Origin of the sequence: Paenibacillus sp. IHB B 3415, assembly GCF_000802655.2 — a bacterium.
GTDB lineage: Bacteria > Bacillota > Bacilli > Paenibacillales > Paenibacillaceae > Paenibacillus_AQ > Paenibacillus_AQ phytohabitans.
In genome coordinates, this window is sequence record NZ_JUEI01000022.1 from 145,035 (window position 1) to 158,933 (window position 13,899).

14 protein-coding genes are annotated in these 13,899 nt (G+C 49.8%); 11 read left to right on the forward strand and 3 right to left on the reverse strand.

What is annotated here, in order from left to right:
* Positions 1 to 262 precede the first annotated feature (262 nt).
* The 7 genes from chvE to QW71_RS12510 all read left to right on the forward strand — a co-directional run bounded on the left by chvE (position 263) and on the right by QW71_RS12510 (position 8,745).
* Complete coding sequence (gene chvE / locus QW71_RS12480; RefSeq protein ID WP_039298066.1) at positions 263 to 1,351, forward strand: multiple monosaccharide ABC transporter substrate-binding protein; 1,089 nt, start codon at positions 263 to 265, stop codon at positions 1,349 to 1,351.
* A gap of 154 nt (positions 1,352 to 1,505) precedes the next feature.
* Positions 1,506 to 3,035: a multiple monosaccharide ABC transporter ATP-binding protein gene (gene mmsA, locus QW71_RS12485; RefSeq protein WP_039298067.1), complete on the forward strand. Its 1,530-nt coding sequence runs from the start codon at positions 1,506 to 1,508 to the stop codon at positions 3,033 to 3,035.
* 6 nt (positions 3,036 to 3,041) lie between these two features.
* Positions 3,042 to 4,205, forward strand: a complete 1,164-nt coding sequence (mmsB, locus tag QW71_RS12490; RefSeq protein WP_039298068.1) for a multiple monosaccharide ABC transporter permease — start codon at positions 3,042 to 3,044, stop codon at positions 4,203 to 4,205.
* Positions 4,206 to 4,356: 151 nt separating this feature from the next.
* On the forward strand, positions 4,357 to 5,025 hold the full coding sequence (locus QW71_RS12495; protein ID WP_039298070.1) for a TraX family protein: 669 nt from the start codon (positions 4,357 to 4,359) through the stop codon (positions 5,023 to 5,025).
* A gap of 93 nt (positions 5,026 to 5,118) precedes the next feature.
* Entirely contained in the window at positions 5,119 to 6,627 is a 1,509-nt protein-coding gene (locus tag QW71_RS12500) for a copper amine oxidase N-terminal domain-containing protein (RefSeq protein WP_039298072.1), read from the forward strand.
* Positions 6,628 to 6,934: 307 nt separating this feature from the next.
* A complete protein-coding gene (locus tag QW71_RS12505) occupies positions 6,935 to 7,294 on the forward strand; it encodes a BlaI/MecI/CopY family transcriptional regulator (protein ID WP_039298074.1) in 360 nt (119 codons plus the stop codon).
* Positions 7,291 to 8,745, forward strand: a complete 1,455-nt coding sequence (locus QW71_RS12510) for a M56 family metallopeptidase (RefSeq protein WP_039298076.1) — start codon at positions 7,291 to 7,293, stop codon at positions 8,743 to 8,745. The genes QW71_RS12505 and QW71_RS12510 overlap by 4 nt, the downstream gene beginning before the upstream one ends.
* On the opposite strand, the gene QW71_RS12515 is transcribed toward QW71_RS12510, so the two are convergent.
* On the reverse strand, positions 8,719 to 9,072 hold the full coding sequence (locus tag QW71_RS12515; RefSeq protein WP_039298077.1) for a DoxX family protein: 354 nt from the start codon (positions 9,070 to 9,072) through the stop codon (positions 8,719 to 8,721). The genes QW71_RS12510 and QW71_RS12515 overlap by 27 nt on opposite strands.
* A 135-nt stretch (positions 9,073 to 9,207) precedes the next feature.
* Here QW71_RS12515 and QW71_RS12520 point away from each other — a divergent pair, with 135 nt between their 5' ends.
* From QW71_RS12520 to QW71_RS12535, 4 genes are all read left to right on the forward strand, one after another.
* On the forward strand, positions 9,208 to 9,552 hold the full coding sequence (locus tag QW71_RS12520; RefSeq protein WP_039298079.1) for a helix-turn-helix domain-containing protein: 345 nt from the start codon (positions 9,208 to 9,210) through the stop codon (positions 9,550 to 9,552).
* Between the two features lie 78 nt (positions 9,553 to 9,630).
* On the forward strand, positions 9,631 to 10,845 hold the full coding sequence (locus QW71_RS12525; RefSeq protein ID WP_047013763.1) for a chromate transporter: 1,215 nt from the start codon (positions 9,631 to 9,633) through the stop codon (positions 10,843 to 10,845).
* Between the two features lie 18 nt (positions 10,846 to 10,863).
* Positions 10,864 to 11,370 (forward strand): hypothetical protein, encoded by a 507-nt coding sequence (locus QW71_RS12530; protein ID WP_039298081.1) that lies wholly within the window; start codon positions 10,864 to 10,866, stop codon positions 11,368 to 11,370.
* A 64-nt stretch (positions 11,371 to 11,434) separates the two neighbouring features.
* Positions 11,435 to 11,809, forward strand: coding sequence for a hypothetical protein (locus QW71_RS12535; protein ID WP_039298083.1), 375 nt, complete (start codon positions 11,435 to 11,437; stop codon positions 11,807 to 11,809).
* Positions 11,810 to 12,160: 351 nt separating this feature from the next.
* On the opposite strand, the gene QW71_RS12540 is transcribed toward QW71_RS12535, so the two are convergent.
* Together QW71_RS12540 and QW71_RS12545 are read right to left on the reverse strand one after the other, a co-directional pair.
* Positions 12,161 to 12,376, reverse strand: coding sequence for a DNA-binding protein (locus tag QW71_RS12540; protein WP_039298085.1), 216 nt, complete (start codon positions 12,374 to 12,376; stop codon positions 12,161 to 12,163).
* A 29-nt stretch (positions 12,377 to 12,405) separates the two neighbouring features.
* The gene (locus tag QW71_RS12545) at positions 12,406 to 13,782 is read right to left on the reverse strand and encodes a metallophosphoesterase (RefSeq protein WP_160311799.1); all 1,377 of its coding nucleotides are present in this window, start codon (positions 13,780 to 13,782) and stop codon (positions 12,406 to 12,408) included.
* Between the last annotated feature and the right edge of the window lie 117 nt (positions 13,783 to 13,899).

Consider the following 13,899-nt stretch of genomic DNA (forward strand, 5'->3'; position numbering starts at 1 on the left):
CACTTAAAGGCTCTGATGTCCGTTAGTTGCATAAAACATGCAGTTTGTTTGAAATAAAGCCTGCTGTGTCCGTTAGCGTCAATTTGGATGTACAATCCAACGCCTTACACAACCTTCAGATGCTCCGCGCGACAAAAGTTCTGATTTTATAAAAACAGTAGTCTGAGTGTAAATACGCCCCATGGCCTCCGTTGCTATACTCAACATGTCACACGGGAGCACCCGTGGAAGACAACAGAATAGTCCAGGGGGTAGTGCAGGAATGAAAAGATATTCATTGATCACATTGCTACTAACACTCGTACTTATCTTGTCCGCATGCGGCAGCAACGGGAATTCATCAAGCGGCACAGATGCGTCCAAAGGCAAAGTAGGCATTGCAATGCCGACGAAATCCTCGGAACGCTGGGTAAATGACGGCAACAACATGGTGAAGGAGTTCGAGAAGCTGGGCTACGGCACCGATCTGCAGTATGCCGAGGATGTCGTGGAGAACCAGGTATCCCAGATCGAGAATATGATCACCAAAGGCGTGAATGCGATTGTAATCGCTTCAATTGACGGAGAGGCCCTGACGGATGTGCTGCAGAAGGCGCATGATGCGGATGTCAAAGTCATCGCTTATGACCGTCTGATCAAAAAAAGTGAATATGTAGATTACTATGCAACCTTCGATAATTTCAAGGTGGGAGTGCTGCAAGGCTCCTACATTGAAGAGAAGCTGGGCCTGAAAGACGGCAAGGGCCCGTTCAATATCGAGCTGTTCGGCGGATCGCCGGATGACAACAATGCCTACTTCTTCTTCGATGGGGCAATGTCCATCCTGAAGCCATATATCGATTCCGGTAAGCTGGTCGTCCGCAGCAAGCAGCTTACGATGGATCAGGTCGCCACGCTGCGCTGGGACGGTGCTGCTGCCCAGGCGCGGATGGATAACCTGCTGAGCGCCAACTATGCCAGCGATAATCTCGACGCTGTATTGTCTCCTTACGATGGTATCAGCATCGGCATTCTCTCTTCCCTGAAGGGCGTGGGTTACGGTTCGGGCGACAAGAAGCTTCCGGTAGTTACCGGACAGGATGCCGAGCTGGCTTCCGTGAAATCCATTCTGTCCGGAGAGCAGACGCAGACGGTATTCAAGGATACCCGTGAGTTGGCCAAGAAGGCGGTGGAGATGACTGAAAGCGTGCTGAAGGGTACGGAAGCCGAAGTCAACGATACCACAACCTACGACAATGGTGTCAAAATCGTTCCGTCCTACCTGCTGGAGCCAGTGTCTGTGGATGCAAGCAACGTAGACAAGGTGCTGGTTGACGGCGGCTACTATACCAAAGATCAGCTGGGAGAGTAACCGGCTGCACAGAGTGAACTTAAGAAGCAGGCAGAGATCCTTCATAAGTTCAGCTTATATGGCAGTTATTTAGCGGTAAACCGGCGGCAGCCAGGAATCAGGGCAGCCGCCGGCAGCCGCTGCACAGTCACAAGGAAAGCTGGGTGAGAGACACTTGAGTGAATATATCTTGGAGATGAAAGGCATTACGAAGACATTTCCCGGCGTCAAAGCGCTCGCGAATGTCAATCTGCAGGTTAAGGCAGGCGAGATTCACGCCCTCTGCGGGGAGAACGGGGCCGGTAAGTCCACGCTGATGAAGGTGTTAAGCGGAGTGTATCCGCATGGCACCTACGAAGGGGATATTTTGTATCAGGGGCAGGTATGCCAGTTCAAGGATATCAAGGACAGTGAGGGCCTGGGCATCGTCATTATCCATCAGGAGCTGGCGCTGATTCCGTATTTGTCGATTTCGGAGAACATCTTCCTCGGCAATGAGCAAGCGCGGCGCGGGGTGATCAACTGGAACGAAACGACGGTGAAGACCAAGGAGCTGCTTACAACCGTCGGCCTCAAGGAATCGCCGTTTACCGGAGTATCAACGATCGGCGTCGGCAAGCAGCAGCTCGTAGAGATCGCCAAGGCGCTCTCCAAGGAAGTGAAGCTGCTCATTCTCGACGAACCGACGGCGGCGCTGAACGAGGATGATAGCGAGAACCTGCTGCTGCTCATTCTGGAGCTGAAGAAGCGGGGGATTTCCTCGATTATCATTTCCCACAAATTGAACGAAATCGAGAAGATAGCGGATTCTGTAACGATTCTGCGGGATGGGCAGACCATTAAGACGCTGGATATGAAGCGCGATGCTGTCACTGAAGATGTGATTATTAAGGACATGGTCGGGCGCGATCTGACGAACCGTTATCCGGAGCGGACACCGGAGCTGGGGGAAACCATCTTCGAGATCCGTAACTGGGAAGTATATCATCCCACCCAACAGGACCGCAAAATGCTGGATCAGATCAATCTGCACATCCGGCGCGGCGAGGTTGTCGGCATTGCCGGGCTGATGGGCGCTGGACGCACGGAGCTGGCCATGAGTGTGTTCGGAAAGTCTTACGGTAAACGGATCAGCGGACAGACCTTTATGCACGGCAGAGAGGTACACCTTAACAATATTACCCAGGCCATAGAGAGCGGCTTAGCCTACGTCACCGAGGACCGCAAGCAATACGGCCTCATTCTGATCGACGATATTAAACGGAACATTTCACTCAGCAATCTGAAGAAGCTCTCCCGCCGCGGGGTGATCAATGAGAATGAGGAAGTGCTGGTCGCCGAGGAATACCGGAAGAAGCTGAACATCAAGACGCCGAGCATTCTGCAAAAGACCGTCAATCTCAGCGGCGGCAACCAGCAGAAGGTGGTGCTCAGCAAATGGATCTATGCCCAGCCGGATATTCTGATCCTTGATGAGCCTACACGCGGGATTGATGTGGGCGCCAAATACGAAATCTATTCGATCATCAACGGTCTGGCGGCAGAAGGTAAAGGCGTGCTGGTTATCTCGTCCGAGCTGCCGGAAATTATCGGGATGTGTGACCGGATCTACACGATGTGCGAAGGGCACATCAGCGGGGAAGTGGAGCGGAAGGATGCATCGCAGGAGCTGTTGATGAAATTTATGACACGAAGCAGGGGGTAACACCGCATGGGAGCCATTACTGAACTTTTCAAAAAGAATATCCGCCAATACGGCATGATCATTGCCTTGATCTTTATTTCTATTTTCTTTCAAATAATGACGGACGGCATTCTGCTGAAGCCGCTGAACGTAACCAATCTGATTCTGCAGAACAGCTACATTCTGGTGCTCGCCATCGGGATGGTACTCGTCATTATCACCGGGCACATTGATCTGTCAGTAGGTTCGGTGGCCGCCTTCATTGGCGCACTCTCGGCCATTATGATGGTCGATATGCAGATGAATCCTGTGCTAGCTGTGATTCTCTCGCTCTTGATGGGCGCACTGGTCGGTGCCTGGCAGGGCTTCTGGGTCGCTTATATCAAAATCCCCGCGTTTATCGTCACCCTGGCAGGGATGCTGCTGTTCCGGGGCCTAACGATGATCGTGCTTAATGGACAATCCATTGCGCCGTTTCCCAAGGCTTTTCAGAAGATCAGCTCGGGGTTCCTCCCCGATATCGCCGGCGGCAGTTCGCTGAATGTGCTGACCCTGTTCATCGGAGTCATCCTGTCCGTTCTGGTTGTCTATCAGGAATACCGCAGCCGCAAAATCACCCTCAAATACGGCTTTGAACAATCCCCGGTGTGGATTTCTGTTGGCAAGGCGGCGGCACTGGTCCTTGTAATCAACCTGTTCACTTATGTCATTGCCCAATACAACGGGATTCCGAACATCCTCGTCATTCTGCTGGTGCTGATCGCGATTTATTCGTTCGTCATGAATCACATGACGATGGGCCGGCATATCTATGCACTGGGCGGCAATGAGAAGGCGGCAAGCCTCTCCGGGGTCAAAACCAAACGTGTCACCTTCTGGGTATTCGTTAACATGGGTGTGCTGGCCGCATTGTCCGGGCTGGTGTTCGCTGCACGGCTCAACTCGGCTACACCCAAAGCCGGCACCAACTTCGAGCTGGATGCCATCGCCGCCTGCTTCATCGGCGGAGCATCCGCTTCCGGCGGGATCGGAACCGTGGTCGGCGCAATCATCGGCGGTCTGGTCATGGGGGTTATGAATAACGGGATGTCGCTCGTCGGCCTCGGCGTAGACTGGCAGCAGGGCATTAAAGGTCTGGTGCTGCTGCTGGCAGTAGGCTTTGATATTTATAATAAGTCGAAGACGTCTTAGGCTTGAAATGCCGCCAGAATTGCTCCCGGACAGGGGGCATTTCTGGTTTTTTGACATAAAGATCCCATGCAACACTTGCAGCATCCCGCCCGGCCATGGATAATAGCATCTAAGGCGTAAACTAATACATAACTGTGACAGGAGGCCACAGATGCAGATTATTGCCATGCTGACCATGCTGATCGACCACATCGGCTATATTTTTTTCCCGGGCGAGCTTGCCTGGAGGGTTGTGGGGAGAATTGCTTTTCCGATTTACTGCTACGCGCTGGTGCAAGGGCATATACATACTTCATCGAGACCCCGCTATCTGCGGCGGCTGCTGGTGATCGCCCTGCTTGCCCAGATTCCGTACAATTTGGCGCTGGACCCCGGCGGATGGAATGTGGTGTTCACCCTCCTGCTGTCTGCTGCCGTGCTGACGCTGCTCGATAAGCTGCCGAAGCTGTGGTACGGGATTCCGGTAGTTATCCTTGCGGTGCTGCTCATGGATCTTCTGCCGCTGGACTATAATGCGTACGGGCTGCTTCTGGTCCTGATTTTCCGTTATACCCGCTCGTATTGGCTTGTGCTGGCACATTTTGCGCTGAATGTATTCTATTTGTTCTATTATAATTGGCTGGTGCAGATGGCCAGTATTGTGCCAACCATACTCATTGCGCTGACTCCGGGCTTCTGGATATTACTGGAGCGGAAACGGCTGCCGCGCTGGGTCTGGTGGTCATTTTATCCCGCACATTTAGCGGTACTTGCGTTGGTAAAGATTCTCTTTTTCCAAGATTGGGTATCTATAGAGTGGCGGAGTTTATTTACCTTTTGAAGGAATAATAGATTCTGTCCTCTACATTTACAAATCCTTCCTCCTTTGAGATGATGGATACGTTACCACATTATGAGCTAGAGGAGACATGCTATGAAGAAAATTAAAGCAAGAACTAAATGGCTGGTGCCGTTTCTCGCACTGCTGCTGATCCTGGCAGGCTGCCAAACCGTCGGCGGATTTGATGTCAACAAGGCTTTGCTCGGGGATCTCGATGTGAAATCCTCAGAATCTAGTACGACGCTTAGCTTAAGCGCTGTTCCTGCAGTAGGCATCCGTGCGGAGGATCAGGAGATTGTCGATCTTATTAATTCATTATCCCTTACGCTTGGAAGTGTGAAGCTGCAGGACAACGGCAATGTCTCGGCATCGGGAATTGTAGGGTATAAGCAATCCAAAATTCCGTTCTCCTTCTTCATGGATCAGGCGAATATTGTCTTTACCGCTGAAGGAGCCAAGCAGCCGTTCTACTTCCCGATTCAGGGATATGAAGACACACTTGGTATAGAAGGTCTGGATCAGACGAAGACACTGGAGCTTTCCAAGCTAATCTCCCAGTTCGTGGTGAAGAACCTGCCGAATCCTGGAGCAATTACGGTTGCCTCGGTATCGGAATCTGTATATGGCCAACAGACGAGCTTGACGAAGCTACATACCGAAATTACGGGTGAAGAGCTTCCGGTGCTGCTGAAGAGCTTCCTGAGATCGATCTCCAAAGACACTGAAGGCTTCACTGCTCTGATCAGCGGCCTCTACGATTATCTGTATCCGCTGCTGGGGGCTTCAGGTGAAGATCTGAATAGTCTGGGCTTCGGAGAGATCCCGCTGGATGACAAAGAAGGCGTAGTCACTGTAGTGCATGATGCTGCCAAGCTGGCAGTGGATGCTCTACTGCTGGTCTACGATAAGCAGCTCGAGAGTCTCTATGAGAGCACTCCTGAACTGAAGACTGTTCTCGGCAAAGACACGAAGCTGACCGTGGACCTGTTCGTGGACAGCGGCTTCCATGTCCGTAAACAGAACATTGATCTTAAGGTTGCTCTTCCGGCCAGTGAAGATCTGCCGCTGCAGAGTATCAATGTGAAGCTGGTTTCAGAGACCTGGAACGTGAATGGTCCTGTAACTGCTGATCCGATCAGCACAACCGGCGGCATTGATTTCTCCTCAGCGCAGCTTACTCCGGGTGAGACGCTGAGAAGCTTTGAACAAGGCTCTGCAGTCTACAACCTGCTCAAGGATGATATGGGAATTACGTCCAAGAGCCTGATGATCGCACCGGATGATGATTACTATTATCCTATCGTTGACAACGGCACAACCTATGTTCCGCTGCGTTATATTGCAGAGGACCTGGATGCTTCTGTTGAGTGGGATGCGGCTAATCGCGCGATTAATGTAACCGATGATGTCTACGGCGATCTGCTGGTATTCAAAATCGGCTCCGCACAGGCACAGATTGCCGGCGCTACCGTTAAGCTTCCACAGCCTGTATTCGTGGATGAATACGGAGATGCTTATGTGCCGCTGCGCGTTCTGGCACAAGGTCTACATGCTACCGTTGAGGTGGATGAAGACGGGTATATCTGGATTGACCGTCCGTAAGGTTTATAGAGGTAAGCATGAAGCCGGAACCCCTAAGAAATTAGGTGGTTCCGGTTTTTTTTATATTCAGGTATAGTGAAATTAAAGAGAAGGATAAAATTTCAGATAAATGAAAGGGCGGCTAGGATGCAGCGGATCATTCTAATCTACAAACAATTCTTAACAGAACCTATTTGCATTTTTCTGTCCTGGAATATCTGGACGGGCCTTCCGCAAGCTGAGTAGGACTATCTTGACAACTGAGGTCTACTCCAATAGACTTATCCTTATAAGGTTTACTGTAATAAACTTATGAGGAGTGAGCAGAATGGAGCCCTACAAGTTATTCGATGCTGAATATAAATTCGCTTGCCTGATCTGGGATAATGAACCCATTAATTCAACAGAGCTGGTGAAGTTAAGCCTGACCAGGCTGGGCTGGAAGAAGTCCACGACCTATACCGTACTAAGAAAGCTGTGTGAGCGGGGAATCCTCAGGAATGAAGGGGCAATAGTTACTGCCATCATCCCCAAATCAGAGGCACAGCGGTACGAGAGCCAGACGGTAGTAGATAAAGCTTTTGACGGGTCGTTGCCGCAGTTTCTAACCGCCTTTCTGGGAGACAAGAAGTTGTCTGCGAAGGAGGCGGCGGAGCTGAAGAAGATTATTGAGGAGGCGACCCAATGATAACCCTGTTTGTCAGTATCCTGAACATGAGCCTTACGGCAAGTTACGTGGCAGTAGCGGTGATCCTGGCGAGAGTTCTGCTGCGGCGTGCTCCCACAATCTTCTCCTATCTCCTGTGGTCGGCAGTAATGATCAGACTGGTCATGCCTGTCAGCTTCACTTCAGGCTTCAGTATATTGGGGCTGCTCCAGCCTGTGGGCCAGGACGGCACAGGTGCAATGGAATTCGTGCCGCACAATATAGGAATGCAGCTGCTGCCTGCTGTTGACACTGGAATAAGCAGCGCAGGAAGCTTCATGAATAGCTTTCTTCCATCTGCTGCTCCGGAGGCCAGCGCTAATCCTATGCAGTTCATTCTGTGGGCTGGAAGTATAATCTGGCTGACAGGTGCTGCTGCACTCCTTCTGCTTAGTGTTATCTCTTATTTGAGAATACTTCGCAGAGTGCGTACGGCAACCCTCGTTGTGGATAATATCTTTGAAACAGATCAGATCAGCACACCTTTCGTTTGCGGATTCATGAAGCCGAGGATATACCTTCCGGTTGGGATAGGCGCCCATGAGCTGTCCTATATCATCTTGCATGAGCAGACTCATATCAGCAGACGGGATTATCTGATTAAGCCGCTGATGTACCTGCTCGTGATTATCCATTGGTTTAATCCGCTGATGTGGCTGTCCTATGCACTGATGAGTAAGGATATAGAGATGTCCTGTGATGAAACGGTCGTCAAGAAGCTGGGTCCGCAAATTAAAGCAAGCTACTCAGGCTCGCTGCTTGCTCTTTCAGTCCGCCGGAGCGGGGGATTCACCGGCAGTCCGCTTGCTTTTGGAGATAGCAGTGTGAAGGCCAGAATTAAGAATATTCTCGCTTACCGTCAGCCCCATTCCGGAATGGTTGCAGGATCTGTTCTTGTGTTGGCCCTCTTAATTATTGGATGTACAGCGAATCCTAAGCCGGTGCAGAATTCACCGCAATCGCTTTATTCCGGTTATGCGGTGGATCAGCTTATGGAGAGCAAGACAAACTTTGTGGGGGATAATAGTAAGGTGGTTGCGCTTATTGGTGAAATGCCATTGCCGGCAGGTCTGGAAGGCGCAGGAATCGAGCTGAAAACAGGCTCCCGCCCTTATGAATTAACGATCAACTACTCCATGAAGGACGCTGCCGGAGTGATGAAGGATGGGGCAATCAGCGGGGAGGTGTTCTTCCGGAATTCGATTCTGCTCTTCAGTCTGATTGATAACGTCGATAGTATAATCCATGTGATCGCTGATCACACGGGAGAATATGATGGCGTCACTTATACTTATACCTTTCTGAGAGAGCAGATCGACAAGCAGCTCGGAGAGGATGTCCGCCAGTATGCCGCAGATGAAACGGGCCTGCGTCAGCTGATCGGCCGGTTGGACAGCGTGGATGCTTCAGAACCGGCCAACCGCGACAATTAGAGCCAACACGATAAAGTAGATGTTCACGCCGGTCTCCCGGTATTCCTTGCGTCTGATATGGAAAAGGGCGCCGCATAGGACAGTCACTGCAAGGGCTGCTGCGGCAACTGGTGTTAACACAGGTACAATATTCAGCGCATAAGGAAGTATCATTCCAAGTGCACCCAATAGTTCGGCTACCCCTATAAAGACCACTAATGCCTTGGGAACAGCCGATACCCATCCCCAGGATTTTTTCGCTTGCCCATACCGGAATGCCTTGAGCCAGCCCGAATATACAAAGCCTGCTGCTGCAATTCCCTGTACAATCCATAATGCAATATTCATGAAAGACTCCTCCAGATTACTTATTTTTCGTTCGTTACTGGTATAATAGCCCCAATGAATCAATACGCGAAAGTAGGCACTTTTATTAAACATAGTTAAGTAAAAGTAACCATACGCAGGATAAGGAGCTGGAGCATGGAAGCCTATTGTAAGTTTGAATCGGCACTGGACATTCTGATCGGGAAATGGAAGCCTGTTATTCTGTTGCAGCTAATTAACAAAGGCACTATGCGATTCGGAGAACTGCAGAAATCCATTCCGGATATTAACAAGAAGATGCTCACCCAGCAATTAAGAGAACTTGAGTATAACAATATCGTGCACCGCGAGGTGTACCATCAAATCCCGCCAAAGGTTGAATATTCAATTTCGGAATACGGCAAAGGATTAAGTGCTGTACTTCAGGTATTAAATGATTGGGGAGTCTCCCATATGGAGCATATGAACAAGCTGTATGGAGTGGACCGTTCAGGAAGTTAAGCGGACGCGAAGGAAATGCTGGATATTTTAATCAGTAGGGTTTAGGCTGTGCAGTTCAAAATCAAGGGGGCAATGTAAATGCAGACGGATAAGCAGAGGGTACCGGAAAATATTCAGAAGGGGAGAGCGGGGGACCTTCTTGAAGTGCTGCTTGTATCTGCTAAATTGGGTCTTACTTCGTTTGGAGGACCGATCGCTCACCTGGGTTACTTTCACAATGAGTATATACGCCGCCGAAAATGGATGGATGAACGGAGCTACGCTGATCTGGTAGCTCTTTGCCAGTTTCTCCCTGGTCCGGCGAGCAGCCAGGTTGGTATCGGTATCGGTGTTGTAAGAGCAGGTTTGCTGGGAGGGATGGTTGCCTGGCTAGGCTTTACTTTACCTTCTGTCATTGCGCTGGTTGCCTTTGCCTTTTTGCTTCAAGGCTATGATATAGGCAGTGCAGGCTGGATTCATGGACTGAAGATCGTTGCTGTGGCGATTGTTGCCCATGCCATTCTTGGAATGGGGCAAAAGCTGACACCTGACCGGGATAGAGTAACCATCGCTGTTATTGGAGCAGCCGTTACATTGTCCTGGCAGACAGCCTACAGCCAGGTACTTACAATTGCTGCAGCTGGCATAGTAGGGGTATGGCTTTATCGTAAAAAAACTGCGGAAGGCACAGCAAATCTTCATGTTTCAATCAGCCGAACCTTTGCTATTTTCTGTTTACTATTATTTTTTGGTCTCTTGGTAGCTCTCCCTTTATTAAGAGGAACAGCAGAAACCGGAGGGTTAGCGATATTTGACAGCTTTTATCGTTCCGGTTCTTTGGTATTCGGCGGCGGACATGTCGTGCTTCCGCTTCTGGAAAGAGAAGTAGTTCCCACGGGCTGGGTTAGCCAAGCAGATTTCCTGGCGGGATACGGAGCCACTCAAGCTGTTCCGGGCCCGTTGTTCACTTTTGCCAGTTACCTTGGGGCCCTGACCGGAGGTGTTACCGGGGCAATCGTTGCCACGTCCGCCATCTTCCTGCCGGCCTTTCTTCTAGTAGTCGGCGCACTTCCTTTTTGGAACAGCTTAAGAAAAAGCAAGAAAATTCAGGGAGCCTTGGCCGGGATTAATGCAGCTGTTGTTGGGATATTACTTGCTGCCTTGTATGACCCCCTGTGGACTTCAGCTATTGTGGAGCCGATGGATTTCGCGCTGGCCGCCATTCTATTTATTATGCTGGTTTTCTGGAAGCTTCCGCCTTGGGTAGTGGTTGTAGCTGGTTCAGCGGGCGGAATGTTACTTGGAGTATATTAGTCAGCGAGGAGACGGGGAATGAAATTACATATTATAGGCGGCGGGGGGAGCGGGAAATCCTACATATCCGCATTAATAAGCCGGAAACTGAGTATCCCGCATTACGAGTTAGATGATATTTTCTGGGATAATGAAGCGGATGTATATGGTGTGAAAGCGCCGGAGGAAGAGCGGGACCGTAAGCTGAAAGAATTCATCAGCCGTGAATCATGGATCATCGAAGGTGTGTACCGTGCGTGGGTAGGGCCAAGTTTACTGGCTGCGGACAAGATCATCGTGCTTATGCCACCGTTATCCTCACAAGAAGAGCGAATATGGAAGAGGCATGAAGAACGTGTATCCGGAGTGGCCGTAAGTAACAAGCGTGAGACTCCTGAAAGTGTCCGGGAGCTTATAGAGTGGAACAGGGATTATAATCTCGTGAAGCTGCCCCGGTTTATTGAGAGCTGTGAGTATAAGGATAAGCTGATTACCGTGAACAATAACCTGGATATTCTGGAGCTGCTGGCAGTCCAAACGGAGTAAGAGAGCAGGGGCTGTATACGGGGAATTACGATGTGGATGAAGACTTCTGTTAGGAGTTTTGTATATGGACAAAGCTAAAAGAGAACTTTTAATGAATATCAGCCTAATCTCGCTAGTGTTAAGTGTGTTATACGGCATAATGGTCACGGGCATCGATAATTCGTTAGTGTCTGAGACCTCATATATCAGTGGACCCGGCGGATTCGTCGTGTTTGTGCTGTTCTTTTTAATTCTATACCCTCTGCATATCCTGCTTAGTATTCTTCAATTTGCTGTCATCAGATTTGCCGGGGAATCGCTGGTAAAGCGGCTTGTTATCTCTAATGCAACGGGGCTTGGGGTTGTCGGAGCCATCTATTATATTACACAAGAAATTGAAGCGCTCTGCCTGATTTTCTCTCTGGCGGTTTTCTCTGCGGCAGCGCTTATAAGTAAATGAAGAATTCAAGCAGGCGGTATGGAGCGCCTGGCAGATAACTGTATTCTGTACAATTAAAAGACGGCGAAAACCCGGATGTGCAGGAATAACTGTATTCTGTACAATTAAAATTGAGCAAAGTATTCTTCTTCGGCAAAAAAGAATTATATAAGTGTACAGAGTGCAATTAAAACTCCTTCTAAAGGCATATGGGCAAGCTTTAGTTGTACAAAATACAGTTAAAGCTTTATTATGTTTTTGTCATAATTTCTGGAATAAGCCAGTACAACATAACAGCGGCAGCTCAGGACTTCATCCCGTCCATGGCTGCCGCTGTTTGATGTATTGCGTTGAGTATCACACTAAACCAGCTTACTTGGCAAAATCAAGCCCTTTGTCTGCAAGCGCCTGGCGGAGAATCCGGATGCCCTTGGGACCCATGCCGTGCAGCTTCAGCAGCTCTGCTTCTGTAATTGTGGTTAGCTGCTCCAGGTTTACAATACCGGCTCCGGCCAGCGCCCGGTGCGCCGGCTTGGAGATTATCTCAGGCAGGCTGCTGCCTGGAGGGAATTCATGAGTATCTGCCACTAAGCATGCTCCTCTCAAAATAATGTCGGTTACTGTGTAGTCAGAACCATCTTCAGCGATACATTGCTCTGTCCGGAGTGTTCGGCCATACTGCGGATATACCCGGACATGAATCCGCCCTCCATACTCTCCCACAGCTTGTACCCCGGCATGGCTTGGATCTCATCCAGTGAGTCAGCGGCGGTGCCGGCGAAATACTTGATGTTCAGCTTGGACATGACCTCGGCCATCGACTGCTTCTGAGCTTCTGTAAAGGTGCTATCCTTCAGTCTGGTCATTGCCTTCTCATAAGATTCACTTGCAAAGGTCTCCTCAGCATACGATTTGAAGTTCAGCAGATGAGGATCGGTAATATCCTTCGCTTGAGCCCAGCCCTCCACGTCTACTGCGGCCGTATTATAGGTAAAAGCACGGGAGACCGGATCAAACGTCATCGCGCCGTACTGATGGGGATTAACTGCCATTGCGCTTGTAGCAATATCATATACAGGCATAGCCGGATCAATAGAATCCTCAGCAGGGTCCCGGCGGATATCCTGCATATGGATATGCCCGGATAAGACCAGATTGAGTCCATCCTTGCGGAGTGTCTTCATGGTTTCCTGGCTGTTGTTAAGCTTGAAGCCGGATACCGCCATGGAGGTGTGGCTTAACAGATTATGATGCATTACGGTAATGATTGAGGCATGCTCCTGTGCGGCCAGCTTCACATTTTCATTCATCCAGGACAAGGTTGAAGGTAAGATACGCCCGTCTGTCTGCGGGAAATTGTATTCTTCATTATGTGCATACTGGGCGCTGTCAATCATCAGAAGCCAGAGGCCTGGGGCGGCCTTGACTACGTAGCTTAGGCTGTCAGCATCCCGGGATAGCGCTTCATGGTAACCGAAATCCTCATAGGTCGCGAGGAAATCCTCCACATTAATATGATCTGCAACCACCTGCTTGTCACCGTCAAAGGATCTGGCCCAAGGGTTATTAATATCGTGGTTGCCGGGAATAACATATACGCTGGTACCCATTGCCTCAATCCGGTGCAGCTTCGCGGCTAACTCTTTATGGCTGCTTGCTTCACCATTGTTGGTGAGATCGCCGCTGAGAATGAGGAATTCAGGCTTCTTCTGTTCCACATCATAGACAAGAGCCTCAGTCAATTCATCACTGTAGGGAAGCATCTTACCGTCTCCGCCTGTGACATAGGTCTGGAAGGCTTGACCGCCATCCTCAAGCGCTTTATCCAGATAATGTGTATCGGTAGCGACCCAGAAGGACACAGGCGCAGTGGAATCTATAGATGTCTCAGGTTCTGTAACCGCGGCCGCAGCATTTAATGATGGCGAAGCTGTGTCTTTGCAGCCGCTTAGAATTAAGGCAGAACTTAGCAGCATTAATAATGTGAATTTCATTGTTCTTTTAGTTCCGTCCTTAAGAGGGGAGCTCATAAATTGACCTTCTTTCTGCACTTTTGCTGAATCATTGTAGCGTATTTATTGACAGGTTGTATATACGAAAAGTTAGTGCCA